The organism is Enterovibrio qingdaonensis (assembly GCF_028683135.1).
Lineage (GTDB): Bacteria > Pseudomonadota > Gammaproteobacteria > Enterobacterales > Vibrionaceae > Enterovibrio > Enterovibrio qingdaonensis.
In genome coordinates this window covers 1-17,523 of sequence record NZ_JAJUBB010000003.1, presented here as the reverse complement: position 1 = coordinate 17,523, position 17,523 = coordinate 1, and the positions used below count along the sequence as shown (strand labels likewise).

Sequence of the window (17,523 nt, the reverse complement as noted above, 5' to 3'; positions counted from 1 at the left end):
CTCAACCCTATCGCATTATCGCATTGAAATTACCTTGTGCAATTCCTTCGCAGCTCCCATTGTCACCGTAGTTTTCACATTAGACATCGTGCCTACTTATCCTACACTTACTTGTATAATAACTAATTCAGTTGGCTCATATGTTAAACGCAAGGATTGCCATAATTGCTGCCTTTGTTGGCTCACTCTGTCTTGGCGCCATCGTAATTTCGGCATCAGACATGTTTAGTCACGATCACTTTCCGATCCATGAACATGGCCACAGCCATGACAATGGAGAAAGTGCTCAAAATCAAAGTCTCGTTATCCCAATCCCCACGCCTGAGCCCGCAGATTTCGAGTTAATTAAAGTCGGCTGGACCCTATTTAATGACCCAAACCTTTCGTCAAACAAGTCTGTTAGTTGCGGGACTTGCCATAACTTAAAAACCAATGGCGCACAAATTACGCCCGTTTCTCATGGTGTTAAGGGGCAAGGAAAACGGAATTCTCTCACCGTTTTTAATGTGAGCTTAAATTACCGATTTTTTTGGGATGGTCGAACAAACAGCCTCACTAAACAGTTAGACGGGCCTATTCATACGCCAACTGAAATGGACAGCAGTTGGCAAAACATTCATGCCTATGTTTCATCCTCTTCTACCTATCAAACTCTGTTTAGCGCAGCCAAACGGCCAATTACGATCAACGACATCAAATTCGCACTTGTTAGCTTTCAAGAACAATTGCTGACCCCGCACTCACCGTTTGACCAGTTCTTGCAAGGAAAAGAAGATGCAATCACTCCGCAAGCCCAAAAAGGCTGGGAGGCCTTCCAGAAAATAGGCTGTATTAACTGCCATCAAGGAAGCAACATCGGTGGCAGTCTCATGCAGCGTTTTGGTTATTACAGTGACACTGCTGAGCCCAATGGAGGGTGGGTAGACACCGGGCGACATGCATTTACGCAAAAGGACATCGATATGCACCTTTTTCGTGTTGCCAGCCTTCGAAATGTTGCTGATACCCCACCCTATTTTCACGATGGGCGAGCAGCAACCCTTAAAAAGGCAATAAATATTATGGCCGACGTCCAACTGGGCGTGACATTAGAGCCGGAAACAGTCAGTGACCTTGTTGCTTTTCTCCACTCTTTGAGCGCACCAAGACCACACATTCTGGAGGAACTTGAGCGTGATTAAACTACTTAATATCAGCCACTTATTTCTCGCAATTTCTATTGTACTGAGCTTGTTGGCCATTGACGGCTTTGTGGCTCAACGACAATATTCATCAATGAGTATCGAACTGACCGAGCTAGGTCATGACGCGCTATCACTCAGAGATGAAGCCATCGCATTTAACTCTGGCTACGCCATCACTCCCTATTTGTTTACAAAAGAAATTGTAGAAAGCGAAAAAGCACTCGATCTATTCCTCAATGATATACATTCCCTGTCATTCGGTTTGTTCCTCGGCAAGGCTGACGATATACACGCTGTTATAGAGCAGTACTCCAATCAGCATGTGAATCTTATGCAATCTATCGACAATCTCGTTGCGCTGATTATCGCCAGAAATGACGCTTTAAACGCGATAAACAGCCTTTCTGATACTGATCAACTCTTAAATACGAGTTTTGCTCAAGCGGAATCCGCTACTCAGCACCATCTCCAGATTTATCATAAAGTCAATATGGAAGTATCTGGGCTACTTGATGATTTGCTACTCGGTGAAACCGCAGAGTTCGTAGAAGAAGCGGAGAATAAGATAAAAAATTTGGCGTTAATTACCTTACAAGCGTCGTTTACCTATTTCATTCTTGCCTTAGTCAGCTTCATTGCATACATCTTATTTTCCTCTTGGCTTCGCGTGAACAAGCTCAAACAGCTGAATAATGAACTCACGGAGGCCTCTGAAAATGCCGACAAAGCAAGTGAAGCAAAAACGCTCTTTCTCGCGACCATGAGCCACGAACTTCGCACCCCCATGAATGGCGTCCTCGGCATGGCCGAATTGATCGTTGATGAAACGAACGAAGACCTCACCCGTAAACATGCAAAAATCATTGGTGAATCAGGAAAGCACTTGATGACCATTCTTAATGACATCTTGGATTTTTCTAAAGTTGAGCAAGGTGAAATGGCATTTGAGAAAGTATCTTTCAACATGGCGACACTGTTAGATCCCGTCGCGAACTCCTTGCGTCCAGTTGCCTATGATAAAAACATCACGCTAGAAATAGACAGTAACGTTCCATCAGGCCTCTACTTCATCAATGACAGTTCTCGCTTACGACAGGTCATATTCAACCTCGTCGGAAACGCAATTAAGTTTACTGACAAGGGCCATGTTCGTGTCACCAGTGACTTTGATCCAGACGCCAAGTGGCTATATTTTTTCATTGAGGATACTGGTGTCGGTATTCCTCAAGATCGATTAGCCCACATTTTTGAGCCGTTTAGGCAGGCAGAAACCTCAACAAGCAGGCGTTTTGGTGGTACAGGACTCGGCCTGTCTATTGTCAAAAAGATCATCTTGCAAATGAAAGGAAAAGTAGAGGTATCAAGCAAGGAAGGACAAGGAAGCCTATTCACTGTGTCGCTCCCTGTTGACGTGGACGAAAACCCGAAATCCCGCGCTGTTACACCGATAGATTTCGACCTTACTAAACCTATTGAACATCTCCCTCTCAATGTCCTCATCGCAGACGACAATGCGGTGAACGCGATGCTTGCAAAACGCTTATGCGAACAACTCGGCCACAAAGCAGACACGGTCGAGAATGGAAAGCTCGCCGTTATAGCATTGAAACAAAAACACTACCACTTGGTATTGATGGACAAGCACATGCCTATTATGGACGGTGTCGAGTCAATCAAACACATCAGACAAAAGCTAAACCTCCCTACTGTCATTTTTGCCTGTACTGCTGATGTATTTAGAGAAGCACATGATGAACTATTAGATATTGGCGCAAACCATGTTCTGACCAAGCCAATGCAAAAAAGCAGCCTAGAAGAGGCGATAACCTTATTTATCGAGGCATTTGCCGAAGCCGAAAAACTAGTAAACAACATTGAAGATGCACCTGAATCTACGAATGTGGTTGCACTATCAAAACTGCCGAAACGCGAATTAAAAATGACAGAAGAAGAGTTGTCTTCCAGTACTGCATTGGCAGTATTTGCTGAGGAGCACGACGTCGTTACCGATTTACTTTGCCTCATGATAGAAGAGTTTGAGAAAGCATCCGATGACTTAATTCAAGGCTTCACCGACCTCAACGTCGTGAAGATTTTTAAGACACTGCACATTGTCAGAGGAACAGCACTAGATCTGGGGCTACCTAACCTCGCGCGAATTTCGAAAGACAATGAAAAGAAAGCACAAAATGGCATTGTCCCCGACTCAACCACGCTACAAGAGATCCTTAATCTAATGTCTGTGAATATTCATCAGGCTAAGCGCATATTAGAGTCTTATGGGGACAGTGTTCATCGTAAAGCCGAATAAACACGCATCTTCCTAAGCAGCATTCGTATACGGCATTCGTAGACGAAAAAGGCCCTTTCCTGTTAACGAAAGGGCCTTTTAGGAACACGATGTTAGACCTCTACCGTGATTAACTATTGGACACCACACATTCGTTGTACTGCTTGTTTAAGATCGTTGCCTCACCAAATTGCGGCAAACGCGCGCCGAAGAATTCCGCCGCACTCGCACCGATATCGGCCAGTGTATCCAGTACTCCTAAGCGTTCCCCTCTTCGCCCCTGTTGATACACAAGAACAGGTACCACTTCTCGGGTATGTTTTGAATGCCCGATGAAAGGGTCATTCCCGTGGTCAGCGATAACGACAAGGCAATCGCCTTTCTCCATCGTGCTAATAACGTGCTCTAGGCCCAAGTCGGCTATCTCTAAGACATTCCAATAGCGCGTTGGATCTTGTTCATGCCCTGACAAATCTGTCTCTTGGATATTTGCACAAAAGAAGCCTGTTTGTGTTGAGGAGAGATCGCGAACCAACAGTGAAAATACCGTTTCTGTATCCACCACGGATTTGTATGACGTCCCCTGTTCATTTTGCACAATGTCTGCCACTTTTCCGTAGAGATATGTCGGAATACCTAATCGGCGGAGTTGGTAAGGTACTTGGGTACGTTCATCGACACCATAGCCTAGATGTTCGACTTCAAATCCCTTCTGATACACGCCAGACTTCGGTGCATTCACGCCAATGTATTTCGCTCTCCCCGCTGAATCATTCTTTACTTCAATGGCGGACAGTAAACTACTCAAACCCTCAACAAATCCGCCAAAGACGATATTCCGACTAACACTGTTCGCGTTCCGCACAACACGACCGATGCGCTTCGCCTCATCAAAGCTAATCAAATTGAAATTTGCGGTCAGGTTGTACACTTGCCCTAAGTCAGCCTCCAAATTGTCACCGACAATCAGAGCGTCGTTTACCAGCAGCAAAAAAAGGCCGTCTCTTTCAATTTTGTCGACCTTGTAGCTCTGCGTAATCAGTGCCTCGAATATGCTATCGAGTGATGCATTAAACGGCATAACGAGCGGGGGCTCGGGCCGGGTTCCCATGATTTCTTGATGCCCCATAAAGGTATCGCAGCCTTCATGGGCCAACTTTGCTTTTCCCCAATTGGCAGACAGATTGGGCTTCATTACCGAATTCGTGCCCTTTAGCACGTTCATCAACCCCAAGGACTCGAGCGTCGGGAGTTTCTCCTCTGAAAAGTAGCTCACTAGCTTCGCGGCGGTATTTGCCCCACGATCCTGAGGGCGAACTTCAGCGACATCCGGCATTTCTCCAATGCCAAAACCGTCCAAAACGACAACGATAAACTTTGACATCCTGTCACCTACTTATTTCTCTTCCCTGTGTATCAAACAAGCCGACAATCTTTGGATTAGCAGTTGAGATACCTTCAACCAGCGCGACGTCGCTGCGAGTAACAAAAAGCTGCGTACGAAAAGCCATGATGACCGCCGCGCTCACATCAGCCTGCCCTTCTAATTGGAAGTGGTAATCGATACTGGCAGCGTCACTTGAACAAATGGGTAGAAAGTTCCCCGTCGTGTCATTCCCATTGAAGACCAATGCACCTTCAATTTGGCTTCGCCCATAATTCCCGCCACCGAAACAATATGTTTTACCTTCATGGACATGAGAAACTTCGCTGGCATACACCATGGCGATCTGCTCAGGCTGACTGCCATCGACGTTAGCGGGCGTCGTCCCTGTTAATGCATGGCCTGGCTCACCGTGGGTGCCGCCATGTTCTTTAATTAAAGGGAGAGTTTCGCAACTGGTGGCTGAAGGATAATTACGATGGATAATTTCAATCCCTTTTTGTCCCAAGACTTCGATCGCTTTTTCTGCCGTAAGTAGATTCTTTGTTGGCAGCGTTTTTTGGGATTCGGAATCATAGAGAAAACACGGAAAATGCGTGATCCCTGTTATCTTGACGTTTGGCAACGCGCTAATTTGATCAGCTATTTCGTTGATATCCTCAAGCCTAAACCCTGACTCCTGATTGGGATAAAGGTGGTCACCATCTTGATAGAACTTCAACATGATGTTCTGGATCACGCCACATTCACCCGCAACCTCAGATATTTCACGCGCTTTCTCTACGGAGTAGACCGTAACAATTTCAGGCTGCATATCCCAGATAAGCCTGTGCAACACATGCTTCGGTGGTTGAACCAAATGCCCGACGTGCGCAATTTTTACGCCCTCTTTGTGCAGACTCAGTGCTTCTTTAAAATCGACACAAACTGCACCTTCGTAGCCACATTCCTCTATCAAAATTTTCGCTAGTACGGGGTTTCTACCTACCTGCTTGGTCATCGCATAAAGCTTGATGCCACAGACATCTGCTTTTTGTTTGATTTTTTTAGCGTTTTCCCTGAATTGGTCGACATCGATAACATAGGTATCGGGTAAAATTTCGCCCTGACGCAATAACAATACGGCACTCTGAATCAGTTCTGAGTTTTGTTTTTTTAGTGCCTCAAGAAACATACGTATTCCTTTCTACTAAAACTTTAAAGCAGCCCATATGCCTTGAGGGGGAATAAGGATATGGGCTGAGTAACATGGTTCAAATACCTAGTCAGTTAGACCGCAAACAGACCAAACACATGGAACAGATTGAGGGCGATACCGGTTAGAATTGCGGCTACAGCTGGCGCGGCAATTTTCAGTACTGGTCGACCTAACACTTCGTTCAGGAAGAACAGCATTGCAAAGATGGTGAGCCCGGTCGTTCCACCCATTTTCATAACGGCCAACACACCGCCAATCAATAGGGCAAATTCCATGAGCGTGTTCATTGCGTCTCGAATATTGTCCGACGCGTTACGGATAGACGGGAATTTCTCTAGGAATCGGCCAATGCGGCGAAGCAAGAACACCTCGACGCAGATGGTTACTGCACCCAGTAAGGCTGCGACTGGGATATTTGGAGAGAGATACCCAACCACGAAAACAAACGTCATCCCTACCACGCCATAAACGCCGGTAGCTAATGCGGTGGTTGCGATAAGTGGAATGAAACCAAGGCCGCGCATTAATTCAGACAACGCGACTTGTTTTATCGCTGCATCTTGCGCAACGGGGTCGTCTAACTTGTATGCTTCTGCCAGTGAATAGATAGACACTTCAGAGCCCGCAAAGAAACCACCGTTAGAAACAGCGGCGATTAAAGCCCCCGTTATCGCTAAGAATGGCAGGTGTTTCATGATGCGCTTGGTACGCTCTTCAAAAATGCTGTGAAGTCCTGACATATCAGGCGGTGCTATGCCGTTCTTCTTATCTTCAACATCTTTGTAGATTGCCGTCCCCACCAGCATCAACATGCCGACAAAAATCTGGATGGATTCTGGGTAAATACCCGTAAATTTGATGGTCAGTAAGCGTGACAACAAGATAACGATGGCTGCAATTGCCCCAGCCTTCCAGCCAAACTGTGTGAAGATGGCAAGCAATGGAAACAATGCAAACGCAGTAATAACAGGGGTACCTAACTCGCCAAGCGCACCGAGCGCATCAACGGGTAAGCCCGTCAGCACTGCATTTACGCCAGACAAAGAGGTCACGACTAACACACCCCATAACCCGCCCGCTAACGCGGCAAGCCATCGGCTGGCAATCATGACACCTAGAATGTCTGTCGGTAAGAACAAGAGCCAAGGGTTAAGCAACCCTGTTGATAAGGTGAAAGAGATACCGACTGAGGCAACAAAACCAATAGACAGACCGAATGCGACGGAACCTGCATCGCGGCGTGTCATGTTGCCTTCAAACAGCTGAGGCAATACTGGTCGAATACCGTCATGAAAAACGGCCGCACTCATATTGGCGATAAGCGCGGTCATGGCACAAAGAACTGAAATCAAACCTAACTGCATAAAGTCCATAACAGTGTCCTTACTACTGATGTGCTAATTGTTTGATAAGCATGGGAATTGCATGTTCTACATGCTCTACGGAAAGTCCAAACGCGACGCGCCCTTCATTGATAAACTTTTCAATTTCTTCTGCTTTAGCTTTAATGGCAGGCTTGGCAATGGTGCAACTTTGCGCAAACCCAATAATGGCAATAGCAATGGAAAGCGCAGCTCCTGCACCTGTATTGCAGCAGCCAATGTAATAGTCGAGTTGCCCTGACTTCACTTTCATCGCCGCATCCATATCGTTGAGAATGTGGCATTCAAACATGCCCGGTGCGCTCTCTTCGATCTGTGCTTTAATTTTTTCTCGCTGCAAACCAGCAATCCCAATCTTCTTCATAAAACATCCTTCATTTACAAATACATTCGGGGCCTTAAGCACAGCTCTCAACGACAGAACTGACGGTGAAGCCCTCTCCAACAGCGACATGTTGCGTGTATACAAAGCCAATACCTCATTATTTTGAGGATTTATATTGAGAAAAAAGGCATCGACTGCCGTTTTACAACCATTGGCCACGCTTATCCTATCTCTGGAAAGCATGTGCCAATCCGTATCTTCAATATAATGAAGAAAAGATAAATCCAATCTGATTAAAATAGAAACAAGGTGTTCGATTTGTGTGACCCGATAGATGTTTATTTAATCAGTAAGGGTGAAAACAATGATGTGGCGAGGGTTTTGTGCGGCTGGTTTAGAGGGTGAATAGACAGGCGTTTGGGCAGAACCTCGCAGCTGTTCGCAAAGTAAAGCCCGAAATGGTCGGGCTTTACTTGGTTAGCATCATTTAGCAATCAATATTTAGAAATCAATAGGCGGCTGCTTTCGCATATCATCTAGCGAACTGCCCATCCGAATCGGATCTTTCAGCGACTCACTTTCATAAACACTTTCTGTAAATTCAAGCGCGTCATAAAACACCCAACCCTGTAACGATAGCTCCTGTGCAATTTCGAGCTTATTTTTGCCGCCGCTGTGCATGTCGACAACAAGGGTGGCTGTATCTCTCTCACTCATATCCCCTCCTCGGTTCTGTCAGGGAACCTTAGTCAAAAGTAGATATAATTTGGGGACACCGCTGTATCAAGTTTCCGACATTCTGCCCAACAAATTCACAAGAGCCTTGAGCTGGCCATACCCTAGGCATTGGCAAAAAAGCAGCTCTCACTAACCCTCTGACTTTTTTCGGTAATTTGAAAGGGTTCACTGCGCTGACCTAAGGCAGTTGATATGATAGAACGAACTCAAGACGGATGATGAACTCGCTGTGGACGTAATAATTAACAATGAAGCTGCCTTAACACTTTCTTCTGACAATTCCCCGAATGAGGAAATGGCAAGTATTGTTGAGAGCGTACAAAAGCTCCGCCATTGTGGGCTGGATCCGAGAGATGTCATCACCGAATGCCTTGAGAAAGACGAGCCTAATGCGAAAAATCAGGCATTTTCGCTGATCACTGCATTAGCGTTCGAGCAAAATGTAATCGTTCCGGCCGACTTAAGTGACTCTGTCTCCTTGTTTTGGAACCCTGCCACGCAAGATATCTTAAAGTTCAACCCAGCGGCAGAGCTCTCCATCTCATTACACCGTTCGCTTGGCAGCCCTATCTTCGCTGAATATACCACCAGCGAATTTGTGACCTTTGTGCTGCAAGCCATCGAGATGACGAATCATGAATTTGTTCCCGAAGACCTACCGGATTCTGCCGTTCTTTTTCATGCGATGGGTCTTTTAGCCAAGCTAGAGGGTGAAGCACTAAATACCCAAATCCAAAAAGGCACAGTAAACATCGTCATGTCAGAGATGGTTCCTGTGTTGATAGATGAGTTATCACAACCCGTATTTATTGAAGAGCACTTGCAATCAACACATTAGCACTCACTCTGGCACCTGATATTCACGCATTTTAAGCGTGACACTATTCCAACAATACCCTAGAAATCCCAACCATACATTTTAAATCTGGAATAGCTTTCAGTTGTCCCTCACACAACGCCAACGTATTTAATGCATATACCACTCAATCATTACCATCATCTAATATTTATGGATTAAAACTCCCAATCGAAACCCATTATGTTTGATAAAACAGACATGAAATAATGAATTATGTATATATTCACCCTCATGCCATTTCATTAATTAAGTACTATATGTTGTCATAATTTTTTACACACCTAGGTTACCGCACGCCAAATCTATATGTTACTCATTGATATAACTGCACTTGACACAAATAAACAACAGCCAAATTATTATTAATCAAAAGTATCATACATGAGATATCACATGACACCCTCAGCGTTAATACTGTATTCCGTATAGGGACGGCACGTAATCGAAAAAGAAAATAGGCTCAGAAACGGAAGACATGAGCTAATTAACACATTAATACTTTGTGGCTAACTCTGTGAAGATGCCTCCTCCAGCCTATAAAAACCGCCCTCTCTGTTAACAAAAAAATGTCGTAGTGGATGTAGAGACAAATTTTATACGTGTTCAGATAACCTGAATTATTCATCCTACTGCTAACGTCTTTTGGTGCATTACGTTTACGCAAGGCGAAACGCTGGAATTTATTGTAGCCGCAAGCACACATTTATTTACCTTGCATAAAAGACGACATGGATACCTCAAGAGTCAGAGAGATTGGAAAAGCCGCCTCTCGATTCAAGGAGTATTCTCAAGCTAACGAGGGAAGAGTTATGAGCGAAAATAAAATCGAGGAGCTGCGAAAGCTGTTAAACGTGCCAGAAAAAGGGGCGGAAGAATCAGCATCACAGCAGCGTTCTGCCCGTTTTTTTAATAAACCAAGATGTCACGATGGATACAGTCCACTTGCACAACTTCTGCAAGGCGGTCCTGAAATTGGCCTCGGTGGGGACGAGAAGCTGACACCTGGTTACCCTCCGGTGTCACTCCCGCAACACGATGTCGTCAGCAACATGCAACGTGCTGATGCGCTAAAAAAAGCCAAAAAAGACAACGTATTTGAATATCTCGAACTTCCTGGTGCTGTCGTGCATGGCAACGTCCTGTGTGACGATGTACAAAATGCGAAGACATGGCGTCATCGCGGCGCACTAGACGAATTGGAGTATAACTTTGGCGTCGATGATGCGTCTGAAGATTTTGCGGGCGTTCGCCTATTTGAAGGCACCATTGCCTATGTCGAAAAGAACTTTTGGACGATCGTAACATCTGAAGGAATCGCCGCAAAAATCACCAAGCTCCTTACCGTCATATACAGTGGATTGGTTGATAGCCCTGAAACATTTTCTATCGAGATCATGGATCCGATCCTTGTTGCGCTCCCAAGTCGAAAATGTAAAAACCTGCAGGAACTCGATTTCTACCCGACTTTTTGTCCAACACACCCTTATTACAGTGATCGAATCAAACAATGGCCGAGAGCTCCATACGACCGAGACCATCAATCAGATGACCTTCTAGCATGGTTGGTGACAGCGGCCCCTACCCCTGTATTTAACTACTTAAAGCCTTTTACCGAGCACCAGCGTAATTTCCCTATTACAAACGACCATTTCCGTCGCGTTCAAGGGTTTGAACTGGATGACCTTGACCAAGCGATGTCACAAGGTCGTCTCTTTATTCTGGATTACAAAGATTTCCACAAAGAAACTGTCGCTAACAGGAATTGGGACAACTTTGGAGCAAGACTACACGCAAGCATCGCACTGTTTGCCATTCCCCAAGGCAGTAAGCAACTTAAGCCGATCGCGATTCAACCTACGCAAACACCACAAAAGAGCGGGTTTTGGGACGATATTGGGTGGTTCTTCTTAGGGATCTTTGGCTATGGTGGCAACAAAAACCCACCATCGAAAATCATCACGGCGGGCGATAACTACTGGGCGTGGCAAATGGCTAAAAGCTCTGTGACAACCATGATGTCAATGGCAGGCGTTGTCGACCACCTCTCTACCCACGTTTATCTCGGCCCTATCCCCATTGCTTACTTCCGTAATATTCCTGAGTTCCACCCTCTCAGACCTTTGTTGGATACGCATTTAATGGCGTTGGTCACCAATAACCACACGGGAATTTTCCAAGTGGGTGCAGATATTGGCGGAACGGGTAATACTTACACGAATCCGTTTAATGGCCTGCTGACAGGTGCCATTGAACGCCTGTCAGGCTTTAGCAGCGAAACGTTTGTCACCTCAACGTTGCGCCGTAAGAACCATTATCATTTCTTCGAGCACAGCACACCGATAGACAAGTACAGCGACCCCGTTCTTGCTCAAATTGATGACTACCCACAGCATGATGACAATGGGTTGATGCCGATTATACGTGAATGGGTAGATGGCTATTTACGTTTGTACTATCACTCTGATTATGACGTTGAAAAAGACACCGAGCTACAGAGCTTCCTCTACGAAACTAACCATTATGGCCAAGTGAAAGGATTCCCAAGCCATGCTCGCTCTATCGATAAACTCGTAGATATTGTATCCAGCATTATCTATTGGATGTCGGTGAACCATGGTTTCGCGAGCCTCGTTTCAAACATGAAGATTGGCTCACTCGGCTTCTATCGTGACCAACCGGTCGATCCAAATACGCCTTATTCCGAGCGCGATTGGCTGAACGTATGTCCGCCAATGAATGTCGGTGCGGGCTTGTTCTTCTTCTCACGGATCTTTACCGACTTACCCGAAGATTGGCACCGCTCTCTTGGGAAATACCCTAAAGGGCAGTTCAAGCACGACCCGAATGTATACCCATTGTTAGACGTATTCCAAACAAGCCTCAAAGCCTTAGATGATGAAATTCGTGAGAAAAATGGTCGTCGCCGCTGGGCTTATGACTTAAGAATGCCATCCACCATCACTGTTAGCCCTTGGAACTAAGAAGGAGACGCAAAATGAAACAGGTCGATCATTCCCGCCGTGACTCCATGAAGAAAATTGCCATCGCTGCCAGTGCGTGTGCGGTGCTTTCTCAAGTAAACCTGTCGACGAACCCTGAGCGCGAGGTGCTTGCAACGTCTCGACAAAGTTTGGAAGAACAACTCAAGCAAGACTTTGCACACTTAAACCTTTCTCCTCCTGAACTGGACGTTTTTATCACGGTAAAACGCAACGTTCTTGAATCGAAGAAAGTGAAAGACGAGCAAATCGTCGAGTTTGCGAAAGAGATAGTGAAGAACAGCCCTCAAGACGCCAATTTTGAGGTGATGTTCTCCAACCTACAAAGTGAATTTTTGTTGATGGATCACTTTATTCGTTACGTCCACGCTTAACTTCACCCACCCTTAAAAACCCGGCCGATTGCTTCGGCTGGGTTTTTGTTTCTATCTCACAATGCGCTGTATTATTTTTGATACTCAATGCGTTACGTCCTTTTAAGACAGCCTTCTGGCATGTCTGGACTAACTGCAAAAAATGCTGACACCTACTATCAAATTGGCACTTTTCATAAGGAAAAAACGCTTCATTTTGAACGTTACCATGGAGGTAAAAATGGTAGGGTCACATCAATTAAAATCTAAATACGCTTTGTCAGCATTGCTGATTTCTTCAGCCCTCGTTTCAGGAGCTGCGCAAGCGGCGGGATATCAAATTGCCTTTGATTCAGTGGGCGGCCTAGGGAGAGCCTATGCGGGAGAAGCCGCGATTGGCGACAGTGCTGCAGCCATGGGACGCAACCCTGCAAGCATGACACTGTTTAAACGCCCTGAGCTATCAGGCTCACTGATCTATTTTGACGCATCCATCGATGTCACAGGAAGCAATGCTCTCCAATCATCAAAAGACACCGTGCCCTCAAATGTCGTTCCGGCCACCTACTATGTTCATCCTTTAAACGACAGACTTGCCGTAGGCTTAGGTGTTTATTCGAACTACGGTCTAGGAACCGATTTTAACGATGACTTTCTCGCCGGCGATGTGGCGGGTGATACTGAACTGCTTACGATTAATTTCAATCCTGCCATTGCCTACAAGGTTAACCCAATGCTCAGTCTTGGCGCGGGTGTTAGCCTAATTTATGCCACGGGCGAAGTGAACCGACACTTTGGTGGTGGTGCCAGTAATTTTGGGAAGAATGCCTCTGACACCATACTCAGCTGGAAAGGTGAAGATTGGGCATTTGGCTGGAATGCTGGCGCACTCATTGAGCTCGACGAGTACAATCGATTCGGATTGTCCTACCGAGCAAGTGTTGACCTAGATCTTGATGGTGATTTTACCGATTTCACCCCCGGCGTTGTTGCAGTTCCTGGTGGCGGTAAAGTCTCTGCCAGCTCCACGGTACCGCTTCCAACCATTATCGAACTGTCAGGTTTCAACCAGTTAAATTCACAATGGGCGGTTCATTACAGCGCACTATGGACACAGTGGAGTGAATACACGGAATTCAAAGCGACAGGTTCAGGCTGTAGCGTTACCGGAGGCACCTGTTTTCGAAAAGCAGAAGATTATAGTGACTCTTGGCGCTGGGCACTTGGTGCGACTTATCAGTTAAACCCTGCGATTAAACTCCGCGCAGGTTTCGCGCTTGACGAAAAAGCAGGAAAAACAACGCTGAGCATTCCCGACCAAGACGCATATTGGTATTCGGTCGGCATGAACTATCAACCGTCTTCAGATTGGTCGGTTGATCTGGGTCTTGCTTATATGGACAGATCTAACGAAACCTTTACTGAGACAAGCCTATTTGCTGCTAATCACGAGTATCAAACGAAGGGACATCTCATCATATTGGGTGCACAGGTAAACTATCGTTTCTAGCTAAACTGGGAGCCCTATTACTTCCGTAAGCCCGCCATTGCGGGCTTTTTGTTGTATTCAGTTTACGTGAAAGCCGCACGGTACGTTTCTGATAGCATTGGCTGCTAACGCAGCCAAAAGAAGGCTATTGCCTATTGATCGGAGAAGGGCTCATATGTGTTATGCCTTTGGCGGAGGTGGTGGTACCAATGGTAGAGGGGGTGGCAGAACTTTACATTTGTTATCAAAGTGGATTTCTTTCAGATGTTTACACAATCCATCAAAGTCAGGAAACAAAGTGTGATCGTTTATGCCCATCAAATTTAGTTCTTTCATAACCACACTGCGCTCAGAGGCTTGTATACAGGCTTTAAACAAATAGTCGTGACCTCTACTCATTATGAACTGTTGGATATCTGTGACATTTGTCATAGTCATAACCCCCATCTGTCTAGCCATACGAGGATTCTTTGTTAGATAAGGAGCAAAGTCACTAACAAATGGTATTGGGCTTAGCAAATCGGCAGATGGTGTAACTTCAGAAACCCATTTGTTAATGTCAAACATATATATCGACACCATATCTTCTGGTTTCGCTTCTACCGGAGCCCCTTTAAAAGCGAAATAAGCAGCAACATAAGGTGATAACGTCCAATCTAGCAATGGTGTAGGGAATCCATGATGTTGTAAACGAGCCAACATTTCGCCAAACTCAATGCCATTTTGCAAATCTACTGGCTTATCCATCGATGAAACTTGGCGATTAACATCATGTATTATCTCTGTAAGGTGAGAATTTAATGTAATTTTTTTATCGGCAGATGCTCGATGAAAACTAGTCTCTAACTTCCATTCGGAGCAACTCTGCCCTCGAAAATAGTACTTTTTGTCACCACTAGTACTATCTCCAATCAATTCTTTAAATGATTTCCAAGTATAACTCATCTCTAAAACTTCCATTGAGGTATAACGCTACCAATAAGCGGCGAGCGGAGCGAGTCCGACGACCAACGGGAGCATACTTAATTGGTTTTTTTTATGTTTTTGCCTTGTTTAGATTACTCAAGACACTCGGGATAAAAGACTCGGAAAATCCAGACAATAACAATATAGCCATCATCACCCATACATTTGAAACATCCAGATCAGGAAAAGCAATATTAGACTTTATTAACACATATGCCGTCGCACCAGCCATACTAGAAAATAACCACCTTTCCACCCCTAAGAGCAAGTAATGACTCTTTGCTGTAAACTCATCAAAGTTAAGTTTTCTAGCTGTTATAAGCATACTTAATCCACAACCCAATGAGGTTGCCAATAAAAATAACATTACTTTTGCAAATGTAACTCCTGAAAAGATTAGTGGCATATTTACAAGAGAAACTAAAAATAACACAACAACAGCCAGCAAGCATGGCAGTAAGTATAGTGCCCTATTCTCAACTATACGGCCGTGTTCTTGGTTAATTTGCTTAATGAGCTTATCAAACTCATCATTACCTTCAATGTCTTCACAGCTTAAGCATGAAGAAAGGGTATGTGCTATACGGTGCTTCATCATTTCGTAGTTAGACGCAATTGCTAACAATCCTTTAGCTTCAATATACTTTTGCTTCACTCTGTGGAATCGATTCTGCATTTTTCGCTCAGACTCATCAGTATAACCATCAATCAGAACTCTTATCTTGCTGTTTATATCATCGTGTTCGATTTCATAAATTGCAAATTCATTATTTGTCGCTAAAACATTTTTTATTTTGTTACCTACGCTGTCTGAACCACCAACCTTAATGTTGGTTATACTTTCCATAGGACGACTTTTATCTGTCAAAACTACAACCTTCTAAAAAAACATAACGAATGACATGGATTCCCCCTCACGAGGATTTGCCACACTTAGGTGTCGCGTTAAATACCGGAGGTAACCATGTCTTCTCAATTCTTTTGTGGCGTTGACCTCGCCAAACACCACTTCTCTCTGCACGCTGTTGATGACCAAGTAAAGGTCATCCTTCATAAATCCGTTTCGCGTGCTAACTTGCTGACTACATTAACAAATATTCCAGTCTTGCGTATAGGTATTCAAGCGTGCTCTGGTGCGCATTATTTGCGTTTCAAACGAACAACAAAGTCGCTTACACCTAAACTGAGCCTGAAGATAACTGGAAAACAATTGTTTAACCTTACTTTTGACTAGTCCAGTTTGGGTTAACCGAATAGTGTCTAATGGCCCTGTCGCACGATTGGCAGGCAGCGGTGAGACCGCAATAAGAGACCTTCTATATGTGTTTGCCGTAAGCTACGACTTAATGGCGGAAATGACAAAACGAAGTAGATGGCTTTGTTGTTCGAGAGCATTGGCTGCTAACGCAGCCATAAGAATGCTATTGCCTATTGACCGGAGAAGGGCTCATATGTGTTAAATGCTAAACATGCTAAGTGCATCATTTATATGAACAATACGATCTTGATCATACTTTTTCTTTGGATAATGTGATTCACAAGCTACATTTATTTTATCCAATATGAACTTTGATGGATTCCTATTTATTTCTTTAGAAGATGTTAATAGACTGATACCTATTTCTGAAATTACGTATTGTCTCGGAGTATTTTCAACAATTTGAGTCGGCGTATACGTTTCTATCACTTCCTTATAAAATTCATTAATTGGAACACTTTTCAGCTCGCTTAGGCACGACTGAATTTTACCATCTCGGAGAGTGTTATATTTTTCAACTTGTGACTTTTGTTCATTTTCATAGGTTAGGGTTTCGAGAACACCGTTTTTAACAACTGATGTATCACATAACCTTTTAATATATTCATACTTGAAAAGTTCGCCTCTAAATTCGGTGTATATAAATAAATTCTCATAATCTGTAGGGCAAATTCCACCACTAACCGAATCATGTTCAAGAAGAGTTGCGCCAATACTCGGGGTTAGATAATGATAAATAAATCGGTTAAAATCACTTCTCCTCAACTTCATACCGGCTTCAGAAAACAAAGCCACTATAACTTCATCATGTTCAGACAAGGCATTTATAAAGCTAGAGTAGCTCCAAGGAATCCCTTTCAAGGCTAATTCTTCCCGCGGGTCTTTATTAATACCTAATACTAAATACAGTGCAATGACTGTAGACAATATGGTTGCCAGTAAGGCAGATATATTTAACCACCGTGTAAATACAGGACTCTTTGACTGTACATCCATGCCTTAACCTCTCCTTATATTGACTAATAACCGAAACCACATAGCATTTAACAACTTATTAGCAGGCAACTTGCCCGTTTAGTCCAAAACCGGGACGCCCGA

The 17,523-nt window shown here is 44.5% G+C and carries 14 protein-coding genes and 1 pseudogene; 7 read left to right on the top strand and 8 right to left on the bottom strand.

Annotated features, from left to right (window positions below; all coding sequences use genetic code 11):
* Positions 1 to 140: 140 nt before the first annotated feature.
* On the top strand, positions 141 to 1,181 hold the full coding sequence (locus tag LRP49_RS05000) for a cytochrome-c peroxidase (protein ID WP_274140642.1): 1,041 nt from the start codon (positions 141 to 143) through the stop codon (positions 1,179 to 1,181).
* On the top strand, positions 1,174 to 3,495 hold the full coding sequence (locus LRP49_RS04995; RefSeq protein WP_274140641.1) for an ATP-binding protein: 2,322 nt from the start codon (positions 1,174 to 1,176) through the stop codon (positions 3,493 to 3,495). The genes LRP49_RS05000 and LRP49_RS04995 overlap by 8 nt, the downstream gene beginning before the upstream one ends.
* A 109-nt stretch (positions 3,496 to 3,604) precedes the next feature.
* Here LRP49_RS04995 and LRP49_RS04990 read toward each other — a convergent pair whose 3' ends face one another.
* The 5 genes from LRP49_RS04990 to LRP49_RS04970 all read right to left on the bottom strand — a co-directional run bounded on the left by LRP49_RS04990 (position 3,605) and on the right by LRP49_RS04970 (position 8,480).
* Positions 3,605 to 4,858 (bottom strand): phosphopentomutase, encoded by a 1,254-nt coding sequence (locus LRP49_RS04990; protein WP_274140640.1) that lies wholly within the window; start codon positions 4,856 to 4,858, stop codon positions 3,605 to 3,607.
* Between the two features lie 4 nt (positions 4,859 to 4,862).
* Complete coding sequence (locus LRP49_RS04985) at positions 4,863 to 6,032, bottom strand: YhfX family PLP-dependent enzyme (protein ID WP_274140639.1); 1,170 nt, start codon at positions 6,030 to 6,032, stop codon at positions 4,863 to 4,865.
* A gap of 95 nt (positions 6,033 to 6,127) precedes the next feature.
* The gene (locus LRP49_RS04980; protein WP_274140638.1) at positions 6,128 to 7,429 is read right to left on the bottom strand and encodes a YhfT family protein; all 1,302 of its coding nucleotides are present in this window, start codon (positions 7,427 to 7,429) and stop codon (positions 6,128 to 6,130) included.
* Between the two features lie 13 nt (positions 7,430 to 7,442).
* Positions 7,443 to 7,802, bottom strand: a complete 360-nt coding sequence (locus LRP49_RS25285; RefSeq protein WP_337992938.1) for a DUF2620 domain-containing protein — start codon at positions 7,800 to 7,802, stop codon at positions 7,443 to 7,445.
* 462 nt (positions 7,803 to 8,264) lie between these two features.
* Positions 8,265 to 8,480 (bottom strand): hypothetical protein, encoded by a 216-nt coding sequence (locus LRP49_RS04970; protein WP_274140635.1) that lies wholly within the window; start codon positions 8,478 to 8,480, stop codon positions 8,265 to 8,267.
* A gap of 250 nt (positions 8,481 to 8,730) precedes the next feature.
* On the opposite strand from LRP49_RS04970, the gene LRP49_RS04965 reads away from it, so the two are divergent.
* The 4 genes from LRP49_RS04965 (at position 8,731) to LRP49_RS04950 (ending at position 14,222) form a co-directional block, all read left to right on the top strand.
* Entirely contained in the window at positions 8,731 to 9,339 is a 609-nt protein-coding gene (locus tag LRP49_RS04965; RefSeq protein ID WP_274140634.1) for a hypothetical protein, read from the top strand.
* An 830-nt stretch (positions 9,340 to 10,169) separates the two neighbouring features.
* A complete protein-coding gene (locus LRP49_RS04960) occupies positions 10,170 to 12,341 on the top strand; it encodes a lipoxygenase family protein (RefSeq protein ID WP_274140633.1) in 2,172 nt (723 codons plus the stop codon).
* 14 nt (positions 12,342 to 12,355) lie between these two features.
* Positions 12,356 to 12,733, top strand: a complete 378-nt coding sequence (locus LRP49_RS04955; RefSeq protein WP_274140631.1) for a hypothetical protein — start codon at positions 12,356 to 12,358, stop codon at positions 12,731 to 12,733.
* A 220-nt stretch (positions 12,734 to 12,953) separates the two neighbouring features.
* The gene (locus tag LRP49_RS04950; protein WP_274140629.1) at positions 12,954 to 14,222 is read left to right on the top strand and encodes an outer membrane protein transport protein; all 1,269 of its coding nucleotides are present in this window, start codon (positions 12,954 to 12,956) and stop codon (positions 14,220 to 14,222) included.
* A 159-nt stretch (positions 14,223 to 14,381) separates the two neighbouring features.
* Here the strand turns inward: LRP49_RS04950 and LRP49_RS04945 are convergent, their stop codons facing one another.
* Both LRP49_RS04945 and LRP49_RS04940 read right to left on the bottom strand, forming a co-directional pair.
* Positions 14,382 to 15,146, bottom strand: a complete 765-nt coding sequence (locus LRP49_RS04945) for an FRG domain-containing protein (RefSeq protein ID WP_274140628.1) — start codon at positions 15,144 to 15,146, stop codon at positions 14,382 to 14,384.
* A gap of 91 nt (positions 15,147 to 15,237) precedes the next feature.
* A complete protein-coding gene (locus LRP49_RS04940; RefSeq protein WP_274140627.1) occupies positions 15,238 to 16,035 on the bottom strand; it encodes a hypothetical protein in 798 nt (265 codons plus the stop codon).
* A 96-nt stretch (positions 16,036 to 16,131) separates the two neighbouring features.
* On the opposite strand from LRP49_RS04940, the pseudogene LRP49_RS04935 reads away from it, so the two are divergent.
* A pseudogene (locus LRP49_RS04935) lies at positions 16,132 to 16,311 on the top strand (IS110 family transposase); the annotation flags it as partial.
* 312 nt (positions 16,312 to 16,623) lie between these two features.
* Here LRP49_RS04935 and LRP49_RS04930 read toward each other — a convergent pair.
* Positions 16,624 to 17,421 carry a hypothetical protein gene (locus LRP49_RS04930; protein WP_274140625.1) on the bottom strand — a complete coding sequence of 266 codons (798 nt, stop codon included), beginning with the start codon at positions 17,419 to 17,421 and terminating at the stop codon, positions 16,624 to 16,626.
* Positions 17,422 to 17,523: the final 102 nt, after the last annotated feature.